18 protein-coding genes are annotated in these 23962 nt (G+C 54.0%); 13 read left to right on the top strand and 5 right to left on the bottom strand.

Translation table 11 applies throughout. The features are described from left to right. Nucleotide 1 precedes the first annotated feature (1 nt). Complete coding sequence (locus ABLQ08_RS09855) at nt 2-1495, top strand: aldehyde dehydrogenase family protein (RefSeq protein ID WP_352941264.1); 1494 nt, start codon at nt 2-4, stop codon at nt 1493-1495. A gap of 74 nt (nt 1496-1569) precedes the next feature. Here the strand turns inward: ABLQ08_RS09855 and ABLQ08_RS09850 are convergent, their stop codons facing one another. Both ABLQ08_RS09850 and ABLQ08_RS09845 read right to left on the bottom strand, forming a co-directional pair. Next, on the bottom strand, nt 1570-2079 hold the full coding sequence (locus ABLQ08_RS09850) for a hypothetical protein (RefSeq protein ID WP_352941262.1): 510 nt from the start codon (nt 2077-2079) through the stop codon (nt 1570-1572). A 2-nt stretch (nt 2080-2081) separates the two neighbouring features. Continuing rightward, on the bottom strand, nt 2082-2252 hold the full coding sequence (locus ABLQ08_RS09845) for a response regulator transcription factor (protein ID WP_352942581.1): 171 nt from the start codon (nt 2250-2252) through the stop codon (nt 2082-2084). Between ABLQ08_RS09845 and ABLQ08_RS09840 the strand changes: the two genes are divergently transcribed. The 5 genes from ABLQ08_RS09840 (at nt 2175) to ABLQ08_RS09820 (ending at nt 10954) form a co-directional block, all read left to right on the top strand. Beyond that, nucleotides 2175-2837, top strand: coding sequence for a hypothetical protein (locus ABLQ08_RS09840; RefSeq protein WP_352942619.1), 663 nt, complete (start codon nt 2175-2177; stop codon nt 2835-2837). The genes ABLQ08_RS09845 and ABLQ08_RS09840 overlap by 78 nt on opposite strands. Before the next feature lie 792 nt (nt 2838-3629). Then, nucleotides 3630-4556: a hypothetical protein gene (locus ABLQ08_RS09835; RefSeq protein WP_352941260.1), complete on the top strand. Its 927-nt coding sequence runs from the start codon at nt 3630-3632 to the stop codon at nt 4554-4556. Between the two features lie 145 nt (nt 4557-4701). Beyond that, complete coding sequence (locus ABLQ08_RS09830; protein WP_352941258.1) at nt 4702-6651, top strand: hypothetical protein; 1950 nt, start codon at nt 4702-4704, stop codon at nt 6649-6651. Between the two features lie 115 nt (nt 6652-6766). Beyond that, nucleotides 6767-9547 (top strand): type I secretion system permease/ATPase, encoded by a 2781-nt coding sequence (locus ABLQ08_RS09825; RefSeq protein WP_417714904.1) that lies wholly within the window; start codon nt 6767-6769, stop codon nt 9545-9547. Nucleotides 9548-9607: 60 nt separating this feature from the next. Next, entirely contained in the window at nt 9608-10954 is a 1347-nt protein-coding gene (locus ABLQ08_RS09820) for an HlyD family type I secretion periplasmic adaptor subunit (RefSeq protein WP_352941256.1), read from the top strand. Nucleotides 10955-11229: 275 nt separating this feature from the next. On the opposite strand, the gene ABLQ08_RS09815 is transcribed toward ABLQ08_RS09820, so the two are convergent. Then, on the bottom strand, nt 11230-11757 hold the full coding sequence (locus ABLQ08_RS09815; protein ID WP_352941255.1) for a hypothetical protein: 528 nt from the start codon (nt 11755-11757) through the stop codon (nt 11230-11232). Nucleotides 11758-12443: 686 nt separating this feature from the next. Next, the gene (locus ABLQ08_RS09810) at nt 12444-15473 is read right to left on the bottom strand and encodes a choice-of-anchor Q domain-containing protein (RefSeq protein ID WP_352941253.1); all 3030 of its coding nucleotides are present in this window, start codon (nt 15471-15473) and stop codon (nt 12444-12446) included. A 1117-nt stretch (nt 15474-16590) separates the two neighbouring features. Between ABLQ08_RS09810 and ABLQ08_RS09805 the strand changes: the two genes are divergently transcribed. The 7 genes from ABLQ08_RS09805 (at nt 16591) to ABLQ08_RS09775 (ending at nt 23362) form a co-directional block, all read left to right on the top strand. After that, complete coding sequence (locus tag ABLQ08_RS09805; RefSeq protein WP_352941250.1) at nt 16591-16842, top strand: hypothetical protein; 252 nt, start codon at nt 16591-16593, stop codon at nt 16840-16842. Between the two features lie 490 nt (nt 16843-17332). Next, nucleotides 17333-18061 (top strand): FadR/GntR family transcriptional regulator, encoded by a 729-nt coding sequence (locus ABLQ08_RS09800; protein WP_352941249.1) that lies wholly within the window; start codon nt 17333-17335, stop codon nt 18059-18061. Beyond that, a complete protein-coding gene (locus ABLQ08_RS09795) occupies nt 18054-19223 on the top strand; it encodes an aminotransferase class I/II-fold pyridoxal phosphate-dependent enzyme (protein ID WP_352941246.1) in 1170 nt (389 codons plus the stop codon). Before ABLQ08_RS09800 ends, ABLQ08_RS09795 begins: the two co-directional genes overlap by 8 nt. A gap of 39 nt (nt 19224-19262) precedes the next feature. Continuing rightward, on the top strand, nt 19263-20519 hold the full coding sequence (locus tag ABLQ08_RS09790) for an ABC transporter substrate-binding protein (protein ID WP_352941244.1): 1257 nt from the start codon (nt 19263-19265) through the stop codon (nt 20517-20519). Continuing rightward, on the top strand, nt 20516-21445 hold the full coding sequence (locus ABLQ08_RS09785; protein ID WP_352941243.1) for a carbohydrate ABC transporter permease: 930 nt from the start codon (nt 20516-20518) through the stop codon (nt 21443-21445). The genes ABLQ08_RS09790 and ABLQ08_RS09785 overlap by 4 nt, the downstream gene beginning before the upstream one ends. An 8-nt stretch (nt 21446-21453) precedes the next feature. Further along, nucleotides 21454-22296 carry a carbohydrate ABC transporter permease gene (locus ABLQ08_RS09780; protein WP_352941242.1) on the top strand — a complete coding sequence of 281 codons (843 nt, stop codon included), beginning with the start codon at nt 21454-21456 and terminating at the stop codon, nt 22294-22296. A 4-nt stretch (nt 22297-22300) separates the two neighbouring features. Continuing rightward, nucleotides 22301-23362, top strand: a complete 1062-nt coding sequence (locus ABLQ08_RS09775; RefSeq protein ID WP_352941240.1) for an ABC transporter ATP-binding protein — start codon at nt 22301-22303, stop codon at nt 23360-23362. Between the two features lie 41 nt (nt 23363-23403). On the opposite strand, the gene ABLQ08_RS09770 is transcribed toward ABLQ08_RS09775, so the two are convergent. Continuing rightward, nucleotides 23404-23862 carry an Lrp/AsnC family transcriptional regulator gene (locus tag ABLQ08_RS09770; protein ID WP_352942575.1) on the bottom strand — a complete coding sequence of 153 codons (459 nt, stop codon included), beginning with the start codon at nt 23860-23862 and terminating at the stop codon, nt 23404-23406. Nucleotides 23863-23962: the final 100 nt, after the last annotated feature.

The following is a 23962-nucleotide window of genomic DNA, read 5'->3' as shown; positions in this document are numbered from 1 at the left end:
GATGTTGAACGCAAGCGAGCTTATTGCCGAATATGAGAAGACCGGCACCCTGGAGGCGTTGCCGATCGGTCATTTCATCGATGGAAGTTTCGCCCGCCCGGCCCACAACCGGACCATGGAAAGCTACGACCCGGGAAGGGGAGAGGTCTTTGCACGCTTCACCGCGGGCGGGGAAGGGGATGTCGATGAGGCTGTCCGATCTTCGAAAAGAGCGTTCGAGACGTCCTGGCGGGACGTATCTCCAGTAGAACGCGCACGTATTCTCCATCGTACTTCCGCACTCATCCTGGAAAATCTCGACCTTCTGGCGGTGGCAGAGACTCTGGACAGCGGCAAGCCGTTGCAAGAGGCCTATGGAGACGTGAAGGGTGCGGCGCGGACCTTTGAATATTACGCCGGAGCCTGCGACAAACTGCAGGGCGACAGTTTCCCGCTCGGTCCGGACTACGTCGGATACACGATCCATGAGCCGGTCGGTGTCACGGCACATATCATCCCGTGGAATTTTCCCATCTCGACGGCAGCACGCGGGTTTGCGCCAGCGCTTGCGGCCGGTTGTGCGGTGGTCGCCAAACCCGCTGAGCAAACACCGTTCACGGCGCTTTTGCTTGCCCGGTTGCTGTATGAGGCCGGCCTGCCCGCAGGTATCTGCAATGTGGTTACCGGAACCGGCGCCGAAGTCGGGGCTCCACTGACACGTCATGCCGATATCGACCACATCACGTTCACCGGGTCCGTGCAGACCGGTCGCACGGTGATGAAAACGGCTGCGGATGAGGTGACACGGGTGGTGCTGGAGCTTGGAGGCAAGTCTCCGGTTGTCGTTCTGAAGGACTGTGACAAGGATCAGGCGCTCAACGGAGTTCTGGGTGCAATTTTCGAAAATGCCGGGCAGATCTGTTCTGCAGGGTCGCGGCTGGTAATCGAAAGGAGCATTCACGAAGAGTTCGTCGCCGAGCTCGTCTCGAGAACGAAATCGCTCCAACTTGGGCACGGTCTTTCAAAACCGGACCTGGGGCCTGTCAATTCTGCTGAGCATCTTGCAAAGATCGAAGGTTTCCTCGATCGGGCGAAGGTGCGGGGCGCAGATGTCCTGACCGGCGGATCTGCCACCCATGATCCGGCATCGGGCAAGGGATGGTTCTTCGAGCCGACCATTGTCGACAGGGTGTCCGATAAGGATGAGCTGGCGCAGGAAGAGATTTTTGGACCGGTCCTGACGGTTCAAGTTGCCGAAGACGCCGACGATGCACTCCGGCTTGCCAACGATTGCCAATACGGTCTTGTTGCCGGAATCTACACGTCCGATTTTGCGAAAGCTCACCAGCTCGCCCGCAAGATCGATGCTGGACAAATCTACATCAACGAGTACTTCGCCGGAGGGATTGAGGTGCCGTTCGGTGGCAACAAGAAATCGGGATTCGGGCGTGAGAAGGGGCTTGAGGGACTTGCAAGCTACTGCAAGACCAAAAGCATAGCCGCAAAGATCGCGTAACTTCGCGCCGGACAAATTTTGTCGGGCTTGTGGGCCGGCTCAAGTTCCCCGAGCCGGCCCCTTTTTAAGTGAATTCACACTGGAAACTTGCGCCGCCTGAAAAAGTCCCACAGACCTTTGTTTACGGTCTCGGTTTTCAGGATCGTTTCCTTCACCAGCGAAATTTCCCGTTTGTTGATCGGACTCATTTTTCCGAACTTGATCGCATCCTTGTGGTCACTGATACGCATAAGGATTGTAGATGCATTGCGGCCTTCATTGTCGAACGAGTAGATGCAGTGATTGTACTTGTTCTTGAGCTTTAGCGTCTTGTGCATCGACTGGGTCAGCTCAAGCACTTCCTCGCGCAATGCAGGGTCCTGCCCTTCCATTTTGACCAGGCGCTCAACCAGATCAATTCTTGCGCGCGAGGTGTTGAGCGTCAGAAAGATGACAGTTGCAACGTCCTTCCTGACACCTGTCAGTCCTGCGATCATATGGATCAGCAGACTTTCCGTATTTGTCCAAGTGTAATTCAATCGTCCGACCAGGGTCAGGAACGTTTGAAAGTCATCACTGAATTCGCCTGTCTCCGTCGAACTCATTTCTACATCTCGATGATCGTTGCCCTTTGATCCGACTGAAGATAGATCGCTGCCGCTTCAGTCCGGTTCGATACACCGAGTTTGGAGATAATGTGATGAATGTGCAACTTGATCGTATGTTCCGACAGGGAAAGGCGGTCCGCGATGTTCTTGTTCTGATAGCCTTCGGAAATCAGATGGAGAACTTCAGACTCGCGCTTCGTGAGCTTTTTGCACAATCCGGCATGGGAATTGAAGCTCCGTTGATTTGCCGCTTGATCAATTTGCGAATTCGAATTGGCGGAATGCATGAACTTGATGGCGTCGGCAGGCAGGTAATGTCCACCGTTCAGCATGAGCCTGATCGCACCGAGCCACAGATCCACTCTCAAGTTCATCTGCAGGACGCTTTTGATCAGGCCGTTTTGAAAATACTCTCGAATGATCTTCGGAAAGGCGTGATCGTCATTTATCAGAAGACACAGATTTGCATCAGGAAAGTTTCTCCTCAGGCATGCAATCACGTCTTTGCGTTCTGCTCCGAAACTATCGTCGATCAAGAAGAGGCGCTTTGCGAACTCGGTCTGTTTTTCGGACCTGTACAGATCGCTCTTGTCGCTAATTCGAATAAAACTGCTGTCATTGATTTCGCGGTCAATGCAGTCTTCGAGTTCTTTGGGAAATTTATCTCTAGCGCCGATATAATAAATCGAGTCTTTTTTGTCATAATTGATGCTGCTCATGTTGAAAATACCTCCATTGAGCAGATGAAAAAATAAAACGTACTTCTAATTTCAAAATAGTTATGTCGAGTTTTTGCCTTTTCTGATTTCGATGTCTGGATTCGATCCTAACTTCCTTTACGTCCACTTTAGATGGTGATGATTTTTTGGAATGCCAAGGGCCTATCGCCTTGCGAGTTTAGAGATAATATTGGAAATAAATTTCAATGATTTAGTTTATGTCTATCGTCTATTTTCCAGAATCGCATATGATTTTTTGCAGGGTAAATGTACCTCTCGGACCGCTTTTGCGAGTTAGTTCCTGTTTCAATTCTGAGGATATATATTAAATCGCTCAATGGTTATATTAATAATTTGGTATATTCATGTTTCTAACGTAGCGTAATTTGCAGATTTCTCCCGTTTTTCCACTATCGTTTGATATATTTACCTGTCTGGAACTCGTTGGGGCTGAGTTGGTTAATATTTAGTAAACATTTCCAGCTTATTTCGGGACGGTAAGTCTGCCATTGTCGTAGCTGGCGGTTTGGATATAGATAAGAAATAATTTCGATGCTTAGATAGCACCTATATTTGATCTAATCTCACCCGCTGAAAGTAAATGGCGCAGCAAACGACGTTTGTCGATTGCTGTGAACGGGAGGTCTTTGACTTTCCTCCATTTGAGGCCGGAACGGAAGCGTTCCAACCAGAGGCAGACAGCTCAATGCAACTCGATAGAAGACGATTTGCCGGGCTGTCCTAAATCAGCACCTTAGAATGCGGCATTGGGCCTGAAGATGCGGCGCCCGATGACGGGAGAGGTGCGTCCAATTTGGGAGAACTACGATGTCACGTGGTAGACAAGGCCAGGTACAAGGCGAAGCGCAGGGTCAATTGCAGGGCCAGGCACAGGCTGAACTTCAGAAGCAGCTTCAGGGTCAATTGCAGGGTCAGGGACAAGGTCAGGGCCAGGGACAAGGCCAGGGTCAGGGCCAGGGTCAGCATCAGTCCCAGGGCATGCATTCAACGTCGCTCAATGCCAACGGTAACCTGAATGGCAACGGCAACCTGAATGGTAACGGCAACGCCAACGGTAATGGCAACGCCAATGGCAATGGCAACCTGAACGGTAATGCCAATGGCAACGCCAACGGCAACCTGAATGCCAACGGCAACATCAACTACATCGACAACGATGTGGACAACAAGGTTGAAAACAAGGTTGAGACTGAAGTCGATACCAAAGTTGAAACCGAAATCGAAGTTGACATCAAAATCGATCTCGATCTTTCCACGCTTCCCGACGATGACGATGTCATCGACGTGGAAAACATGGAAATCGGCCACATTTACGATTCCGTTGCACAGGTTGACGCGGTTGTTCAAGAAGCCGGAAACGGCGGCAACAACTTCAACCTCGACCAGATCAACAACATGGCCGACAACGACTTCCAGGGCTATGCCAGCGTCGGATTTGACGGTGGTGCGGCTGGATTTGGCTTTGTTGGTGATATCGGCATCGGCAATGACGACCTGGGCGGCGGTTTCGTTCAGGCTGCATACGCTGATGGCGGCACAGCTTATGCGAACGGTGCAACCGCTCGCGTCGGCGATGACGGCAACAACGACGGCGTTGGTGCGGCATCGGCAGACGGCGTCGTCAATCAGGAAGCATTCACTCAGAACATCGTTCAGGGTGCAAACCTGCAGTACAACAGCGCAAATATCGTAGGTGGAGATTCCACAACATCTGACGATGGCGATATGGGCTAAGTCATAAAACAATGCCGGTTCGCGCGACCTCCGCGCGGACCGGCTCTTATTGTGCACGCGGTAGAAGGCCCAAGTGACCTTCGGCGCCAGGCGTTGAACAGGTCCCGTTCTCGCTGCAGGGAACCATGCAGTCGGGAGAAGTATTATGTTACAAAATGGTGTTACCGAACTGATCTGGCATTTCGCCGGATATCTTCACTTAACAGATGAGTTAGCTCGCGCACGATCTCAGTACGAAGACCTGAGAGCGATGCGCAACGAACTGGAACTCCAGTTCGATGAAACAGGTCACGAAACAGATCCGGGTGAACTGGAACAACTTAGCTCGGGAAGGACAGATGTCCATTGGCCAAGCTTTGACCAGATTTCCCAGATTGTCGATCCAGCCTGGTACCGGTTCCTGACGACCGATCCCCAGCGCTTTACCTTTGATCTCGGATCAGATCCTTACTTCAAACCATTTTTCCCTTTTAGCATTCCCTTTTCCTTCAACTATGTCGAAGGCCCCAATGTCACACGCCAGGAATGGGGGCACGAAACCAATGTCGATCTCGATCAGCTGAATATGCTGAACGACAACGACAGTTTCGGTGTTCGTGAGGGACTCAGCCTTTACGCAGTCTCCGGTATCAACGTGCATTACGAAATGGCGACGATGCGCGAGATCGCTGAAGAAGCGATCCCCGAGCACCTTTTCCCGAAAGGTGGCGGCAATATTCATGTTGTCGGTTCGAATCTTGCCGAAGCGCAGCTGGCAAAGCTGAATTCCGGGGAAGAGCCCTCGACCCTGGAAATGGGTCTCTACGTCAACGGCGTCCTGCAGGACGAGGAAGAAACGGAAGAGACCGAAACGGAAACATCCGATGCGGATGATCGCAGAGAAGGGGCGCCGCCGCCCATTCCGGAGCAGCCGGATGGCTGGGCGCCGGGCGATCCAGGACTGGTTGGGGCGGAAACCGGCAGCAACACGGTCTACAACGCAGCTGTCATTGTCGATGCTGACGAAGGTGTTGGGACTTTTGTTGTTTTCGGAGACTATTTCCGGACCAACACCATAGCGCAGGTCAACGTTTACTCCGATAGCGATCACATCCAGATCGGCAATCCCGGAGCAGGTTTCTCGCTTTCCCTGTCGCTTGACGGGAATGTAACGACAAACTCCGCCAATTTCTCCAGGGAATCTCTTCTGGACGAAGCAATCGACTTCCGTGGCTTCACCGGATTTTTCTGGAACATCGATATCTCATACGGCGACTATTACGACGTTAAGAGCCTGTATCAGGAAAACGTTCTCTACTCCAACGACATCCTCTATCAGACGTCGACTGCCTCTCACCAGCGCGTAATGGTCGACGCCAACGGCCAGACCAATGCCGCAATCGTTGAAGACTGGGGAAACAGCTATGACCTGATCGTGGTTCTGGGGAGTTACTTCTCCGGTAACTTCATTCACCAGACCAACGTTCTGCTCGACAACGACTGGGTCGTGATGGCGTCTCCGGGTGTGGGAGGATCGCAAACCCTTTATGGCGGTCAGAACGAGCTTTCGAACGAAGCGGCAATCACTTCCTATGGACTTGATAGCTTTGGAAGCATTTCCGCCGGTTTTGAGGCTTTCTTGCGCAGCTTGGAAACAAGCAACCGCATTGACCCTGAAGACTGGTGGTCGTTCTCGGGCTCAGGCTCGGGGAAAATGAACGTCCTGTTCGTGACCGGCGATTACTACGACATCAACTTCATCAAGCAGCTCAACGTCATTGCTGATTCAGATGCGGTCATGCAGGTCGGAGGTGATGGTTCACATCAGTTCCTTTCGACCGGTGGCAACACCCTGACCAACTTTGCAACCATCATCGATGTCGACGCCTATGGCGATCAGTATGTCGGCGGCGAAGTTTATGAGGAATGGACGCTGGTTCAGACCAACGTCATCGGTTCCGAAGACGATGAAGTTGTTTACGGCGACGCTGAACAGCTTGCCAACGAAGTCGTCGCATTCGCCTACGCGCCTGAAGAGGAAAGCGAGCAGACCGAAACAGGTGTTGCACCTGCGTCGTCGTCCTCAGGCGATGAACTCGGGCAGTTGATGGCCTGACACAAGTCGGGTTGGCGGACATTCAAACCGTCAACCCAATTATTTTTGAAACAGCACTTTTCGTGAACCCGCCAAAACAAAAGAAAAATACCGGTGGGGATTTGGGAGACTATTGATGAGGTTCGATGACGAAGGTTCCGGCCTCAGGGCCGGAGAAAATGACGGAACCGCAACAGAGGTAGCCTCTGCTCCCACTGAGGGAGATGCGATTATCCAGTCGCTCGTCAAGCGCATGCGCGAACAAAACCAGACGGAAACGCACGACGCTGAAAAACCCGAAACCGATAACGAAGCAACCGATGACCAGGAAAGCGCCGAACCCGACGCTGATGTTCCTTCACCTGCCGATGAAGATCTGAAATCCGACGACGATATGGAGAATGATGCGGAGCCGGAGATCGAGAACGATGTGGGGCCGGAGCCGGAAAAGGTCATTGAAATCGAAGCGGACGCACCTGAAAAGGCCGGGGCGGACGAGACCATTTCTGCCGAGAAACAGCCTTCTGATTGGCCACTTTCTGATAGTTCAGATCCGTCGTCGTTTGTTGATCAATATCCTGCGATCCGAAATGCGACCGGTCAGATCAGTTCAGAACAATCTGCGGAAACGGAGCAGGTGGTCAAAACGGCAAAAGCCGAAACCGCTCAGACTTCTTCTGTTGCAGCCAATCTCAACACGCAAGAGACGGAACAGCAGGTTTCTCAGGCTGGAGCCGCGATGTCCGCAGGGCCTGCCAATTTCAGCAATCTTGCATATGCGGTGCCGGGGAGTACGTCCTCATTTGCTTCAGTAGCGGCCGCACAACCTAAAGAAATCACCATTAATCCCGCCGGCGAGCGGGAGGACAACGCGCCTCAGCTTCGCCTCGTCGATGACAAAAGCGACGATACTCCGTCGGAGGCTCCTCAGATCGAAGTGGAAGCCAAGGCTCCAACCGTTGAGGCTGAAGCGCGCATTGAACCAAAACCGGTAAAGGATCGTCCGGCACCGAATGTTCCTCCTGTTATGCCGGACGAGAGCACCAAGAAACGCCTGCCGTCTGCCCGGCAAACAGACGCAGGCGGCGGAAATGGGACCGGTGGGGGAAAAGGCCGCGGCGGCGGTGGCGGCGGTGGTGGCGGTTCGGGCGGCGGAGGTTCGTCATCCGATTCCAATCTGGGTAAACGCCACTACGATCAGAACTTCCGTGAAGTCCTGACCAAAGGTCTTTCCCGGTGCCGGCGCAGTCTGATTACCGTCGGCATTTTTTCCTTCTTCGTGAACGCTCTTTTGCTGGCAATCCCGATCTATCTGTTCCAGATCTCCGACCGGGTCCTGACCAGCCGCAGCCTGGACACGCTGGTCATGCTGTCGGTGCTGGTCGCCGGTTTCCTGCTGGTTCACGTACTGTTGGATATGGCCCGCCGTCTCATTTTGATGCGCATTGCGGTTGAAACGGAAACCAGGCTCGGGCCGTCGGTGCTCAGTGCCGCGGCGAAGGCCTCCCAGAACGGCTCGAACCGCGAATACCAGACGCTCGGTGACCTGCAGCAGATGCGCAGCTTCATCACTGGTCCGGTTCTGTTGAACATGTTCGATATTCCGGTGATCCCACTCTATATGCTTGCGGTCTATCTCATTCACCCGCAGCTGGGATACATCGTCACCTGCACCGGTCTCACGTTGTTGGTGATCGCGCTGATCAACCAGAAGGTAACAGCCGTTCCCTTCGGTCAGGCAAATGCGTATGGCATGCGGGCGAACCTGCAGGCCGATGCAATGTCGCGCAACGCCCAGGTGATCAACGCCATGGGCATGATCCCCGAAGGCGTTCAGATCTGGGGCAAGGAAACTCTGGAGTCTCTCAGGGCCCAGGTTCTCGCCCAGGACCGCAACGTGATGATGTCGGCGATCTCCAAGTTCGTCAGGCTGTGTACCCAGATTGCACTGCTTGGTTGGGGAGCGTGGCTTGCGCTGAACAATGAACTGACCGGTGGTATGCTGATCGCAGCCTCTATCGTCGGCAGCCGTGCCCTTGCGCCAATTGAAGGTGCGATCGAAGGATGGCGTGGCTTCATCCAGGCGCGTTCCGCCTATGCGCGCATCCGCACCTTGCTGCTCAATTCGCCTCTGAATCTGGAACGGCTGCGGTTGCCGCGCGCCAAGGGGAGAGTGACGGTCGAGCGCATTCTTTATGTGCCGCCACCGACCAAGAAGGTTATTCTGAACGGTATTTCGTTCCACCTTGAGCCTGGCGAGTCGCTTGCGATCGTCGGCGCTTCGGGGTCCGGCAAATCGACGCTTGGGCGCATGCTGGTCGGATCGATCGTTCCCACTGCGGGCAATGTCCGGCTCGACCATATGGATCTTCGCAACTGGGATCCGCGTCAGTTCGGTGAAAGTGTCGGCTACCTGCCGCAGGATGTGCAGCTGTTCCCGGCGACCATCAAGGCCAACATCGCGCGCATGCGTGAGGACGCCAATGATGATCAGATCTTCGAGGCAGCGGAAACCGCGGATGTGCATGAGATGATTTCTCAGTTTGCTGCCGGATACGAAACCCAGATCGGCGTCGACGGCGCGCCGTTGTCGGGTGGGCAGAAACAGCGCATCGGTCTCGCCAGGGCCTTCTTCGGCAATCCCCGGATGGTTGTTCTCGATGAGCCCAACTCCAATCTCGACGTACCTGGTGAGCGCGCGCTTGCCCGGGCGCTGACACGCGCCAAGTCGAAGGAGATCACGGTGATCGCGATCACGCAACGTCCCAGCCTGCTCAAGAATGTCGACCGGATCATGATGTTGAAGGAAGGCACCGTACATGCATTCGGTCCGCGCGACGAGATGCTGAAAGTGTTGCGTAAGGGAAATAACAGCGGCGCAATCGAAAACAACAACAACAGCTTGCCGCCGCAGTAAGCACAATTGAATTTCACATAGTCCGGCTATGTGGTTTGCAGATGCAGGAGTGTTGAAGTCATGTCCTATCTGGCTATGTGCGAGGATTGGGACCGTCAGATTGCTAAAACAAACGGCCGTGTGAAGATGTTCGGATACGGTCTGCTTGGAGCATGCGTCTTCGGTTTCGGGATCTGGGCCAATGCCGCTCCCATCACCGGTGCGGTCGTTGCCTCCGGCGTGTTTGTGGCAACAGGTGAAAACAAGATCGTTCAGCATTTTGAAGGCGGTGTGATCAAGGATATCAAGGTTCGAGAGGGCGACCGTGTCGAACCGGGTCAGACCCTTATCGTTCTGGACGATGTTGCGCCGCGCGCCGAACTGCGGCGTCTCGAGCTGCGTTATACGCGACTGAAAGCGATGGAGGCGCGCTTCCAGGCCGAAATGAATTGGGAGTCGGAAATCGGCATGCCCGAGGCGATTGTCGGTCAGCGTGAGAACGATAGCGAAGTGGCTGCGATCATCGATGCCCAGAGCCTGACCTTCCAGGCCAGGCGGAATACGCTGGTCAGTGAGATTGCGACCCTGGAAGACGGTATCAATGCGCTGCAGGAACGTATCACCGGCAGCACCGTTCAGCTTCAGGCGGTCAAGGACCAGCTGGCCCTGATTGACGAAGAACTGGTCGACAAGTCGGCACTGCTGAAGAGTGGCCTGATCCGCAAGCCGGAACTTCTGGCCTTGCGCCGGGCCAAAGCCAACCTTCATGGTGAAATCGGCCGGTTGACAGGTGAGATCGGCGATGCTCGCGAGCGAATATCCCGTATTCGCGAGCAGATCCAGGTGGCCCGGAACACGGCAATCAAACAGGCCGTCGATCAGATGCACGAAGTTCATTCCGAGCTTGACGATGTGCGCGAGCGGGTTCGTTCCGCGCGCGCCGTCGTGAACCGCGTGAATATCACCGCGCCGGTCGAGGGCATCGTCGTGAAACTGGGCTACCACACTTCAGGTGGTGTTATTGAAGCGGGCAAGAACATCCTTGAGATCGTGCCGCTTCAGGAAGAGCTGCTGATCGAGGTTCCGGTCCGGCCGCAAGACATCGATAACGTGCGCAGCGGACAGCGGGCAACCATTCGCCTGACGGCCCTGAGCCAGCGCGTTACACCGATGGTCGAGGGGACGGTCATCTATATCTCTGCCGACGCTCTGCCGAATGATATAACAACCACCAAGCAGACAGGGTCCGAGGACGCTTACGTTGCCCGTATCCGCCTTGATCCGTCGGCCCGGGAAATTGTTCAGAATTTCACTCCAACACCGGGTATGCCTGCGGAGGTTTTCATAACGACGTCCGATCGGACTTTCTTTGAATACCTGACCAAGCCTATCCAGGATTCCATGTCACGGGCGTTCCGTGAGATCTAGGATGGAAAAGAATGCGCCGGAGGCGATTGCCTCCGGTATTTCTTGTTAGGGCGTGTTTGGTGGTGATGAAGCTCGGAAGTGACAGGGCGGTCAGACAATCAAGTAGCAGGAAAGCCCGGGGGCAAACTGCTTGGCACTCCGAGACGTAAAAGTCTCATTTTCAGAATCCCGTTTGATATTTACTGGCGGTCTGGCGTTCACTACGCAGTCCAATCCTTTTCAGCGCGAGCTGACGCGCCGGCTCAAGGGTTTCCCCGGGTTTCGGCTGCATTGTTTTAGTGATACCAGTTCTCGTGACGATCCTGCGGATGCGCAATGCTGAGCAGGGGGCGTTCGAAATACTCCGACCAGAGTTCGCGAATGTCATTGTCATCCATCATGCGGCGGGGCTCACTGGTCGTTGCCGTGACGTCAAAATCCGAATGACCGGAGCTGAACCACTGAAACCCTCCTTGGGCCGTCAGGGCATTTTCCAGTTTTCCGGCATTTTGACAGCCGCGCACAAAATCGCGATGGCCATTTGCACTTAACAGACACGCCTCCTCTCCGACGAGCTCACCGGGAAGACCCGTGATGTCCTGCCAGGCGTCAGCCTGAACGTTGCCAAGCGCTTCGGATCCGATTGAATGGACGCGCCGTTGGGCGATCAAGGTAATCAGCATGGTCAGGAAACCAACCATATAGGCATCCATCCAGCGATCATCGGTAATGTGTCCGTTGTCGAAGCGAGTTCGTTCCACCAACGGTTTTATGGTTGTGACAGCGGCCCGTCTGGCTCGCCAGCTTTTCCAAAGCTCCAGCATGGCGCTTTCCTCACCTCGCCGGCTGCATTTCTCGAAAGTCCCGTAAAGTATGGGATAAGGAAAATAAGCAACATCCAGCTATCACTGGACAGAATACCATTTTCGATGCCGGTTGAGGATATCGAAAGTGCTCACTTTTCTTGGTTTCTCGGGCAATTTTCATCGAAAAAGGCAGTCTTGATACCGTTGGGGCGGTAACGAGATTTCTGGTTAGACTCCATTAGATGTTTTTCGGTGCTTCTTGCGTCTTTTCACATAAGGCATTTCTAATGAAGACGCTGATTTTCGATCTGTTGGAAAACATGGAATCAGACTTCCGAAATTGATCCCGTGACGGCACGCAAACCGGCTGATGTAGTGCGCAACTTCATTTGGCAAATCGCGCAACTTCACTTGGCATACAGTTTTTGAGTGATTTCAACCCAGCGAGGCTGAAGGGTGAGTTTTCCAAAAGGGCGACGACAGCGGGAGCAGCGTAACTTGCCTATTCGCTTGGTGTAAATGTGCCAGCGTTGATGTCACCATGCTCGCTCAGGTTCATATTTTGGAAGTTGGCAAAGTTAGCTCTAGATGGACGAAAGGCAACCACATGCCACATGTTTCGGAGCAGTTTGCGATCTGTGGAACTGCGAACGCGAGCGCTTAAAGAAACCGCACTGCGATTGCCATAATCACCAAGGAGGGTCCTAAAGGATCACATCGCCGCTATCGAGCAGGGCCAGGCTCATATTGTCGATGAACAGGATGTCTCCGTCTCCGAAGTCAAGACGAAGACCGGAGGGACGGTCGCTGGCCAGTGCCTGCAGGGCTGCGAAATCCGCAAGCGCGAAATCCGTCACATCAAGCTGATCGCGATCGTTTTCAAAATCCTTGATAGTGTCGCTGTCGTCCCCAACCTTGAACACAAACGTGTCCTTGTAGCCGTCGCCGGTCGATCCGCCCGAGCCGCCACGCAGGATATCGTTGCCGGCACCTCCGGTGATCGTGTCATTGCCGTTTTCGCCGACGATCCAGTCGTTGCCAGCACCTCCGGTGATCGTGTCGTTGTTGCCGCCGCCGTAAATGCTATCGTTGCCGTTGCCGCCGTCGATCGTGTCGTTGCCGCGGTTGCCCTTCAGGCGATCATCGTCGCGGTTGCCGAACAGCTGATCATCGCCCTGGCCACCATAAAGGAAGTCGTTGCCCGATCCGCCTGACAGCGTGTCGTTGCCGCCGAGGGCAACAAGCGCATCAACGCCCGCGCCGCCCGACAGATCATCAACGTCATCGCCACTTCTGAGATTGTCGTCGCCGTCGCCGCCCAACAGCGTGTCGGAGCCGCCGAGGCCACGTAAAACATCATTGCCGTCGCCGCCGTCCAACACGTTGTTTCCCGTTGTTCCGGCAAGACGATCACCGAAGTCCGATCCGGTCAGGTTTTCAATGGAATCGAAGCTGTCCTTGCCTTCCCCGCTGCCTACATTGCGACCGCTCCACCGCAAATCGACATTCACTGCCCCCAAGGCATTCTCGTAAGACGCCGTATCCGTTCCCGTGCCGCCATTCAGAGCGTCGTTGCCGGCACCTCCCAGAAGTGTATCGTCACCTGCCTCACCAAACAGAACATCGTCACCATCAAAGGCTGAGATCAAATCGTTACCAGAGCGAGCCCATAACCAATCGACAACACCTGAACCTATTAGTGTGTCAACGGAATTGGTTCCCGTTTGCACAGCGCCACCAATTTCGACTGCTCCCAGGTCGACACTTTGACCAACCAGTCGCGGAACACCTCTGGCGTCAATTGGCAGAGTTTCTGCAGTGTTTGCATTGTCATCAACGTCCAAGGTGTCCAACGGAAGACTTGCAACAATACCAGCGTCAACTGCCGGCCCCGACAGGTTCAATGTAACCGTTTGAATCAGTCCTCCATTATCGCTCAGGACACCCGATACTAGACCTGCGACTATTTTGGTTTGCTCAAAAACATCGCTCGCCGCTGCGTTGGCGACGTTATCGCTTCCACTCGCGTTGAAACCAAGCGTATTTGTGCCGATCAAGTTGAAACCAGTGAAACTGGATGCATTGCTGTTTGTAACACCCGTGACACCAAGCTCATTGAAATCAGTTTGTGCGCTGTCATTGCCCAAAATAATGCTATTGGCAATATTGAAGAAGCTCCACACTCCTCCAGCGACAGAATCTGCTCCGTGCGTCTTATTTCCAGTCAGAGTGCTGTTCACGATGCTGTCTGCAGAACTGATTGCTCCACCGTGTGATCGATCTCCGAACGTCGCATTGTCCACAAAGGTAGAATTGACTAGGCTCTTCGCACCAGCGAGTGCACCGCCGCGGGAATCTTCACCAGTTGTGAAGTTTTCAGCGAATGTCGCGTTCACGATAGAAACGCTGGTAATGGAGACTGCGCCTCCACCACTGTCATCACCTGATGTGTGGTTTCCGACGAACTCGGAATTTTTGATCACTGACACGTCTGAAGAAGAACTTCCGGCCAGAGCTCCGCCGTCAGAATCTAGACCTAGAGTGTAATTGTTGGTGAACTTGGAATTTGTGACAGTCGTTAGGAGTCCCGTGTAGACTGCGCCGCCACCAGACCTGAAACCCTCTGTTCCATTTCCAGTAAATTCAGAACTTTCGATTACTGCGGTCGTAGCTGAAATTGCACCACCTAGTGAATTGTCTCCAAGCGTCTTGTTGTTCTCTAAGACGCTGCTTGTGACATTGACGTCCAAGCTTCTCAATGCTCCACCCGATGCTCCCCGCCCGTCAGTGGAATTGTTTGTAATGGTCGAGTCTGAGATGGTGATCTCGCCCGAACTGGTTGAGGCATAAAGTGCACCTCCTGCTGAACTTTCACCACTGGTAGAGTTTCCGGACAGAGTGCTGTTTTCAACCGTAATACTCGTCGCACCAAGTATACCGCCACCGATAGCGCCCATTCCGGTAGCTTGATTGTCTGAGATAACGCTATCGCGCACGAAGACGCTATCAGCCGTGCTAACTGCGCCGCCTGCGCTTCCGCCACCATTTGTGTCGAGCCCCAAAGCTTTGTTACTAGTGAGTGTGGAGCGTTCGATAAGCACGTCAGCATTGGATGTCGATACGCCACCGCCGCCTCCAAATGAGATATTATTCGACAATTCAGAGTCGCGGATCGTAAGACTGCCATTTGTGACCCTTACTCCCCCACCAGAACCCCAAGAGGCCAAATTGCCAACAATGTTCACTTGATCGAGGGTCAGGTCAGCAGCCCCTGTTATCGCCCCTCCGGTCGTACCGCTTCCTTGAGCGTGCCCCCCCGTCAGAGTGAGGTCCTTCAAGACAAAAGTTGCGCCCGAAACAGAAAATATTTGGGAATTGTCAGACATGAAGTCTGGTGCGTTGCGATCGCTTATCGAAGAAAGATCGGTAATATTGCTGCCAGCCAGCGTCTCATCATCCGCGTCAGTATCTCCGCTAATGACAATATCTGGTGCAGTTGTGCCATCAATCGTAAGATCTTCACTGATCTGCATGATGCCATGCTCAAGCCGGATCAGGCTGCTATCTCCGCCCAAGAATGAAAAAGCGCCACCGAAGGAAATCGTGTCCGGTTCTGCGGTCTTGTTAGCAAGTCCAATGGCTTCCCGAAGCGAAAGACCAGAACCATCTGAGCTATCGAGCCCGTTGTCTTCAAATGTTTCGTCCAAATGCGTCGTGACTATGTAATGTGCCAAAACATCTCTCCCCAGAAACTAATATGTAAAATTCGTCGTCTATAGCGTAAACTGAACGAGACCTTCTAAAGTCTCTTTTCGAGCTATCGAGCGATCCAAAGCTCGTGTTGTCTAAGAAAACAAGACCTTGCCTAATCCGGCGTCCTTGTCTCAGTCGGCAAAAGCGCTTAAGGCGACACGGGCTCACGAAACTAAAGTAACTATTCTTTGCCCCTCCAGTGCGCCTGCGACGTAAACAAATCGCTCGCGTTAACTGTAAAGCCTCGCCTAGTCAGCCGTTGTTTTGTTCTCGAGATGGCCGACGCGAGTGTTAATATTCATTAACTTAGCCGCTGCAGCTCTCGCTTGCAACTCAGAGTGAAGTGTCAATAATTTGAAGCGCATAGACAATTTCTACAGGCTATTGAGCGCATGCCGACACTGACCGTAAGTGAAGCCGTTTCAAATGTGATTTCAGACTTTGCTGGCACGCAGATCGGTCAAGAACTGCGAGCCCTCTCCCTACGGCTGCAATCGCCATTGTGACTTTGCTGACAGTCCTCTGGAGAGGATCAATCGCAACCAGACAAGCTGAAGAACAATAACGGCAGAACGATAGCCGCGATGATGCGGAAATGGTTCTATTGTTGGAGAAAGCGATAGATTTTGTAAGTGGTAACGATCCCCAAAAAGTTGGCGTCGGGCTAGCAATGCTCGAGACTGTCGCGCTAGGCTCTCAAGAAGAATATGCTTTGATTGCTCTCGAAGTGATTTTTGATCAAATCGCCATAAATCATAACTTTCCGGTCAGTGTAGCTAGGCGCAATTTGCACCAAATAAATCGTTCATTTGAGCAGGCACGAATAAAACGAAACCGAAGCCTAAAAAAAACGGCTACTCGACTTGTCAGGTGTAAAATTGGGGGGCGGCGGAAGTCTGCCAGACTTTTGAGTATTACGAGCACTTTCCGATATCCTCAATTAGTGGGACCAGAATACGTTCGTCCAGCCCTGTGGAATTTAGCAGGTACCTTGAAAGTGGGGGCATTCACTGCGACGAGACGGAGTTCTCTTCAGCCTACCCATTCGCGAAGACTTGTCCCCCATTGAAAATAGCGAGTCGAGAAGGAAACACCTATTTGGGTTTCAAATTCGCTGAACTCGATCTGGACCTCCTTGGAGGAGACCACAGGTTTGTTCGTAGTGATGTTTCAGGTGCAGAAATAAATCGTTGGTCTATAGAAAGATGTGAGTTTGACAATTGCACCTTCGATATCGACAATCCACCTGAAATTTGGAACGAAACGGATGGTGAATACACAGTAATCGATGACCCCGACGAGATTGAAATCGAAACCCCGTTCAGGATCAAAGACGATATTCCATTTTAGCTATCCGCATAATTTTTTGCTAACTGGCTCCGAACCTGCCCTGTTGGTGAAAGCTGTTTCTAAGTTCGTACCAAGGATTGGAAGTTGGAACTTACAGCATCTCAAAGTTGCTACCTTCGAGACTGAACATTTTTCCGATTTTCCCAAATAATCGCTGATTTCGGCCATTTTGGGCCAAATGAAGTTACGCGATTGTCTTCCCACAAAGTGCCCGGGAACGGCAGAAATCCACCAAAAATCACTTAATCCCGGATAAGCCCATTTTGGCCAAGTGTTCTTGCGCGTTACATGTTGGTCCGGAGAGCGCTTGTCTTTCGCTTGTTATGCGTCCTCTGGTTCAGTTTCAGTTTTTACGTTTTCAAAAAAATTAATTAAAACAGAGGCTTATATAAGATTTAAGCGTTGTGAAAAATTATGTCTGACATAATGTTTACAATGTCTGACAAAGTGATATGGTTTTGACAGCTACAAGAAAGGTCGAACGCGGTCCATGCCGGAAAAATCACAGCAGAAAAATCTCGCCACTGGCGCGGAGATGGCCGAAGAGCCTCGCGATGTTCCGCATGCCCTCATCAAATTGATCGAGGAGGAGGGGCTGAAAGTCGGTGATCGCCTGCCACCGGAACTGGAGCTTGTACGCCGGCTTGGGTTCGGGCGTTCGACTATCCGTGAAACACTGAAGACCTGGGAAAGCATGGGCGTGGTCAGCCGCAACAAGGGTGCGGGAACCAGGCTGATCGCGGAAGTCTCAAGAAACACGCTCCGCGTCGCGCTCACGATCAAGCATGAAGCTGAAAGCCTGTTGCGCATGCAGCAGGTGCGTCGGCCTTTGGAGATCGAAGCTGTACGGATCGCCACACGTCTTGCCACACCGGATCAGCGCCGGATCATCAATGCGCGTGCAGCGGAGTTGATGGCCGTTTATGAAGCCGGCGAAGACTGGCGGCCTGCCGACCATCGCTTCCACAAGGCAGTGCACGAGGCGACCGGAAATTCGTTGTTCGAGCAGATTATCGAGCAGATTCTCAAGTGTTTTCACGACATTTACGAAACGCCATTCGGAAAGCCTCATCTGGGTGAGGCGTCGATCCCACTGCATCGGCCTCTGGCAGACGCGATCATCGCCGGGGACGAAGACCGGGCTGCGGAATTGACCGCAACCATCATCGACATGGTTTGTGCCGAAACGCAGGAAATTGCCGAGGAACACAATGGCTGATCATTTCTCGGACGGATTTTCAATGGACACTTTGCTGGCAGCCGCAGCAACCGGATTCGGTGGGGCCGTTGTGCCGCCGATCGTGCAGACGTCGCTGTTTTCCTTTGACAATTACCAGGCGTTTGAAGACCGGATGGCAGGTCGCTCCGGCGATCCTCTCTACACGCGTGTGCAGAACCCGACCGTGGCGGTGTTGGAAAAAATGGTGGCCGAAGCCGAAGAGGGCGAGGCCGCCGTTGGTTTTGCTTCCGGCATGGCAGCGATTTCGTCGACGGTTCTTGCGCTCGTACGTCCGGGTGACCGGATCGCCTGTGTCGAACATGTTTATCCGGATGCGTACCGTCTGTTTGAGCGTTTGCTGCGCCCATTCGGGGTTGAAGTTACCTACCACCCGGTCGAGGAATTCGAAAACAATTCGGACCTGCTTCGCGGCGTGAAACTGGCTTATCTGGAAAGTCCGAACACGGTTGTCTTCCAGGCGATGGACCTGCCGAAGGTTTCTGCTCACGCCAGGAGGCACGGAACTTTGACGGTGATCGACAACTCCTGGGCGACACCCGTCTTTCAGCGTCCGCTGACGCTTGGGATCGACATCGTTCTTCATTCCGCATCGAAATACCTGTCGGGGCATTCGGACACGGTTGCTGGCATCGTCATTTCCCGGACGGAGCTGATTGACAGGATCCGGGATCTTTCGCTCTCGCTATTGGGCGGAAAGCTGGCGCCGTTCGAAGCGTTTCTGCTGACCAGGGGGCTGCGAACCCTTGGTGTGCGCATGCGTCAGCACCAGGCCACCGCAAACACATTCATTGACCGGCTCTCGCAGCATGAACTGGTTCGCAAGGTGATGTCACCGGGGCCCAATACCGTACCCGGTCTCACGGGACGTTCCGGCCTGTTGTCAGTGGAGTTCGACGAGGCTGTCGATATTCCCAGCTTTGCGGACGCCCTGAAACTGTTCCGGCTTGGGGTCAGCTGGGGAGGTTTTGAAAGCCTTCTGCTGCCGACGCAGATCGCTCTCAATCAATCTGGCGAGCAGAACTCTCTGCAACGCTTCGGAGTTTCGGGGCGGATTGTGCGTCTCAGTCTTGGATTGGAGGATCCAAACGATCTTTGGGCCGATTTTGAGCAGGCCCTCAGTCAAAGCGTCAATCGAAAATAAGGCGTACCGAAAAACACATCAGGGAAAGTGGAGGAGATTATGAGAAAGTTACTTGGCGCAATTAGCGCGATCGCCGTCATGGCAACAACTGCAGCGCATGCAGAAACCCTGAAATTGGTTGAAGTGATCACCAGCCCGGAACGCACGGCAGTTCTACAGGGTCTGGTCGATGAGTTCGAAGCCGCAAATCCGGGAACGGAAGTAGAGATCGTTTCGCTGCCGTGGGGACAGGCGTTCGAAAAGTTCGCAACTATGGTGGCCGGTGGCGATATCCCGGATGTCGTGGAAATGCCTGACCGCTGGGCAGGGATCTACAAGGACAAGCTTGTCGATCTGAACGACAAGATCGCCAACTGGGAACACGGCAAAACGCTGACCCAGAAGACGCTCGACATGGGACGTCAGACAGATGGTGAAACCGCTCGGATGATCCCGTACGGCTTCTATCTGCGCGCGCTGTTCTACAACAAGAAACTGCTCGAGGAAGCGGGCGTGGAAGCACCTCCGAAAACCATGGAAGAGTTCATGGCGGCTTCCAAGGCGGTTTCCGAGCTGGACGGCAAGTACGGTTATTGCCTGCGCGGTGGTCCGGGCGGCCTGAACGGCTGGATCATGATGGCCGCGACCATGAACGGCGACAACACGTTCTTCGATGAAAACGGCAAGAGCACTCTCAATCAGCCAGGGTCCGTTGAAGGTATCCAGTTCCTGATCGATCTTTACCAGAAGGGCTATGCTCCGAAGGATGCCGTCAGCTGGGGCTTCAACGAAATCGTTGCTGGTTTCTATTCCGGTACCTGTGCGTTCCTGGATCAGGATCCGGATGCCCTGATTGCCGTTGCCGAGCGCATGGATGCAGATGACTTTGCCGTCGTGCCGATGCCGGTCGGACCTGGCGGTAAGGCCTTCCCGACCATCGGATTTGCCGGATGGGCGATGTTCGACAGCACCAAGGACGAGGATCTCTCCTGGAAGTTGATTGCGCATCTTTCCAACCCTGAAGCCAACAAGACCTGGGCGAAGCGCGTTGGCGTCATCCCGATCCATGAAGGTGCCGAGCAGGATCCGCACTTCAAGACCGAGCAGTTTGCCGGTTGGTTCGAAACCCTCAATGGCGACCAGTACATTCCGACGGTCATGCCGACCTATCTGGAACAGTTCGGTTACTTCGCAGATTCCATTGCTCTGGAATCCAGCCAGGAAGCCCTTCTGGGTCAGGTGAGTGCTCAGGATGTTGCCGATCAGTGGGCAGAGTTCCTGACGGAAGAATATGCACGCTGGAAAAAGTCACAATGACAGCAATAGCTGACAGCGCGTCCGGGGAAACCCGGGCGCGCGGCTCCTTTTACTTCCGCTACATGGTGGAGCCTTATCTCTACCTGTCCCCGGCAATCATCCTGATTGCACTTGTGATGCTGGTGCCGCTTGCCATCGGGATTTCCTATGCCTTTCAGGCAGTCAATCTGTTGCGACCCTTCCAGTCAGGTTGGGTCGGGTTTGAGAATTTCCAGGCGCTGTGGAGCGACAGGAAATTCTGGCTCGCGCTGACCAATACCTTCTGGTGGACGATCGGTTCCATCACCTTTCAGTTTTTTCTCGGCCTCGGCCTGGCGCTGCTGTTGAACACACATTTCTACGGCAAGCGACTTGTGCAGGCCCTTGTCTTCCTGCCATGGGCGGTTCCGACCTTCCTGTCGGCGTTGACCTGGGCGTGGCTCTTCAATCCGACCATCGGACCCTTGCCGCACTGGCTCGCCGCGCTTGGCATTCTTTCCGAACCTTTCAACATTCTCGGCGACCCGAACCTGGCCATGTGGGGGCCGATCACGGCCAATGTCTGGTTCGGTATTCCGTTTTTCGCGATCACACTTCTCGCCGCGTTGCAGTCCATTCCGGGTGAACTTTATGAAGCCGCTGAAATCGATGGTGCGAGCCCCTGGCAGATGTTCACGAAGATTACGCTGCCGTTCCTGGCGCCGATGATTGCCATCACCGTGATGTTGCGCACTATCTGGATCGCCAATTTCGCCGACCTGATCTTTGTCATGACCGGTGGCGGTCCCGCCAATTCGACGCAGATCCTGTCCACCTACATCTTTACGACGGCCTTCCGGAAGCTGGACTTCGGATACGCATCGGCCATTGCCGTCGCCCTGCTTGGACTGCTGCTGATCTATGCGGTGATCCTGCTGGTGCTGCGACGCAAGCTCGTCAAGATCTGAGGGCTATCATGAGAACTCTTCGACCAAGCTCGCCGTGGATGGTGACCGGAAAGTATCTGGCGCTGGCCTTTTATGTGATCTTCGCGCTGTTCCCCCTCTATTGGTTGGCCAAGATTGCGATCACACCGGACAAGCTTATCTTCTCCGAAGGCACCGCACTGGTTCCCAGCAGGTTCACGTTCGAGAACTTTCAGACTGTACTTTTGCAGACGGATTTTCTCGCCTACTTCCGCAACAGTCTCGTCGTGTCGATCGGAACGGCCGCGATCACAACATGTATCGCAGCAGCTGCCGGCTATGCCTTCTCGCGCTTCGATTTCCACGGCAAGCGTCTTGTGATCGCGATCATGCTGATCACCCAGATGTTTCCGCTGCTGATGATCATTGCACCGATCTACAAGATCGTTGCGGCACTGGGCCTTTTGAACTCGCTGACCAGCCTGATCATCGTCTACACGGCCTTCAACATTCCGTTCGCGACCTTCCTGATGCAGTCCTTTTTCGACGGTATTCCGAAGGACCTTGAAGAGGCCGGGATGATCGATGGCTGCACCCGGTTCGAAGCCCTGCGCAAGATCATTCTTCCACTGACCCTGCCGGGTCTCGGGGCGACGCTGGGCTTCATCTTCACCGCGGCGTGGAGTGAGCTTCTGTTTGCACTGATGCTGATCAACTCGAACGATACGATGACATTCCCAGTCGGGTTGCTCACATTCGTTTCGAAATTTTCCGTCGACTGGGGACAGATGATGGCGGCCGGCGTGCTTGCGCTCGTGCCCTCCTGTCTCTTCTTCATCTTCATTCAACGGTATCTGGTCCAGGGGCTCACCTCTGGCGCCGTGAAAGGCTAGTTCAATGGCACGGATCGAACTGAGCAATATTGCAAAGGCTTACGGCTCCGTCGAAGTCATGCGTGACATCAACCTCACCATCGAAGACGGCGAGTTCATCGTCCTGGTCGGACCGTCCGGCTGCGGCAAGTCCACCTTGTTGCGGATGATTGCGGGACTGGAGCCGATCACAGGCGGTGATTTCATGATCGACGGCACGCGCATGAACGAAATCCCGCCCCGCGACCGGGACATGGCGATGGTGTTCCAGTCCTATGCGCTCTATCCGCATATGGATGTCGCGCGCAATATGGGTTTCTCGCTTGAGATCCGCAAAGCTCAGAAGGAAGAGCGGACATCCAAGGTTGCCGAGGCTGCCAGGACGCTCGGTCTGACGTCGCTTACAGAGCGGCTGCCGCGGGCTCTTTCCGGCGGTCAGCGACAGCGGGTTGCCATGGGAAGGGCCATCGTCCGTGATCCGAGCGCGTTCCTGTTTGATGAGCCGCTATCCAACCTGGATGCAGCGCTCAGAGTGGAAATGCGTCTGGAAATCGCTCGCCTGCACCAGCGGCTCAACGCAACAATGATCTACGTGACCCACGATCAGGTGGAAGCGCTGACCCTTGCAGACCGGATCGTTGTCCTCAATGCCGGCGATATTCAGCAGGTCGGCACGCCCCTTGATCTTTATGAACGCCCCTCCAACAAGTTCGTTGCGCAGTTCATCGGCTCACCCACCATGAATATCCTGAGTGTCGATCAGGCCGAGGGCGGAGTTCGGCTGAAGGATGGCACCGTTCTGAAGACCGGGACGGCATCCGGACAGAAGCAGGCTCATGAACTGGGCGTCCGTCCGGAGCACCTGGATATCGTGCCGGAAGAAAATGCTCATATGAGCGGTTTTGCCGAGCTGGTCGAACATCTCGGCTCGGACACGAACGTGCACGCCAACGTGCCCGGGGTCGGTCAGGTTCTGGTTCGTCAACACGGGCACTTTCCACTGAGTGTCGGCGACCCTGTCAACATTGCGCTGGATCTTGAAAAGGCTCACCTTTTCTCGTCAGACGGAGTTCGTCTCGCTGCCTGACCGCAACAAGGTTCAGGACCCGGTTTCAGACGAGGGCAAATTCAATCCAGCGCTGGAAAGACGGCCGTCTTCTTGACGGTTCCGTAGACGAAGCTTGTATCGATGGACGCGATCCCGCCGATCGGATGGATGCGGTTTCGAATGAAATCTTCGTACGCGTCCAGTCCGGAAACGACAACGCGAAGCTGGTAGTCCATCGCACCGGTCAACACGTGGCACTCCAATACCTCGTCAATGGTCTGCACCCGGCTTTCGAAATTCCGGACATCTTCCTCATTGTGCCGCTCCAGCCGGATGCGCACGAAAACCGTGATCGGCAGCCCGTAGGCTTCCGGGTCGACATCAACTGCAAACCCCCGAATGGCGCCGGAGACTTCCAGGTTGCGCAACCTTCTCAGGCAAGGAGAGGGGGACAGATTCACGCTGTCTGCGAGGTCCTGATTGGTCATCCGTCCGTTCTGCTGAAGGGCTCGGATGATCTGGCGGTCTTTTGCATCCATTTTCTTGCTCATTGGCAGATACTGCTAATTTCAAGCATAAACATGATAGAATTTGAAATCCATCACCTTCTGACTTCGGGCATATTGCTGTCAAAGAAAT

This window comes from Roseibium sp. SCP14 (assembly GCF_040329475.1).
Taxonomy (GTDB): Bacteria; Pseudomonadota; Alphaproteobacteria; order Rhizobiales; family Stappiaceae; genus Roseibium.
This window is presented reverse-complemented; position numbering and strand designations above follow the sequence as displayed.

Coding starts and splice junctions, on each gene's coding strand:
- ABLQ08_RS09855 (WP_352941264.1), top strand. CDS start 2: ATGTTGAACGCAAGCGAGCTTATTGCCGAATATGAGAAGACCGGCACC.
- ABLQ08_RS09850 (WP_352941262.1), bottom strand. CDS start 2,079: ATGAGTTCGACGGAGACAGGCGAATTCAGTGATGACTTTCAAACGTTC.
- ABLQ08_RS09840 (WP_352942619.1), top strand. CDS start 2,175: ATGAATGTGCAACTTGATCGTATGTTCCGACAGGGAAAGGCGGTCCGC.
- ABLQ08_RS09835 (WP_352941260.1), top strand. CDS start 3,630: ATGTCACGTGGTAGACAAGGCCAGGTACAAGGCGAAGCGCAGGGTCAA.
- ABLQ08_RS09830 (WP_352941258.1), top strand. CDS start 4,702: ATGTTACAAAATGGTGTTACCGAACTGATCTGGCATTTCGCCGGATAT.
- ABLQ08_RS09825 (WP_417714904.1), top strand. CDS start 6,767: ATGAGGTTCGATGACGAAGGTTCCGGCCTCAGGGCCGGAGAAAATGAC.
- ABLQ08_RS09820 (WP_352941256.1), top strand. CDS start 9,608: ATGTCCTATCTGGCTATGTGCGAGGATTGGGACCGTCAGATTGCTAAA.
- ABLQ08_RS09815 (WP_352941255.1), bottom strand. CDS start 11,757: ATGCTGGAGCTTTGGAAAAGCTGGCGAGCCAGACGGGCCGCTGTCACA.
- ABLQ08_RS09800 (WP_352941249.1), top strand. CDS start 17,333: ATGCCGGAAAAATCACAGCAGAAAAATCTCGCCACTGGCGCGGAGATG.
- ABLQ08_RS09795 (WP_352941246.1), top strand. CDS start 18,054: ATGGCTGATCATTTCTCGGACGGATTTTCAATGGACACTTTGCTGGCA.
- ABLQ08_RS09790 (WP_352941244.1), top strand. CDS start 19,263: ATGAGAAAGTTACTTGGCGCAATTAGCGCGATCGCCGTCATGGCAACA.
- ABLQ08_RS09785 (WP_352941243.1), top strand. CDS start 20,516: ATGACAGCAATAGCTGACAGCGCGTCCGGGGAAACCCGGGCGCGCGGC.
- ABLQ08_RS09780 (WP_352941242.1), top strand. CDS start 21,454: ATGAGAACTCTTCGACCAAGCTCGCCGTGGATGGTGACCGGAAAGTAT.
- ABLQ08_RS09775 (WP_352941240.1), top strand. CDS start 22,301: ATGGCACGGATCGAACTGAGCAATATTGCAAAGGCTTACGGCTCCGTC.
- ABLQ08_RS09770 (WP_352942575.1), bottom strand. CDS start 23,862: ATGGATGCAAAAGACCGCCAGATCATCCGAGCCCTTCAGCAGAACGGA.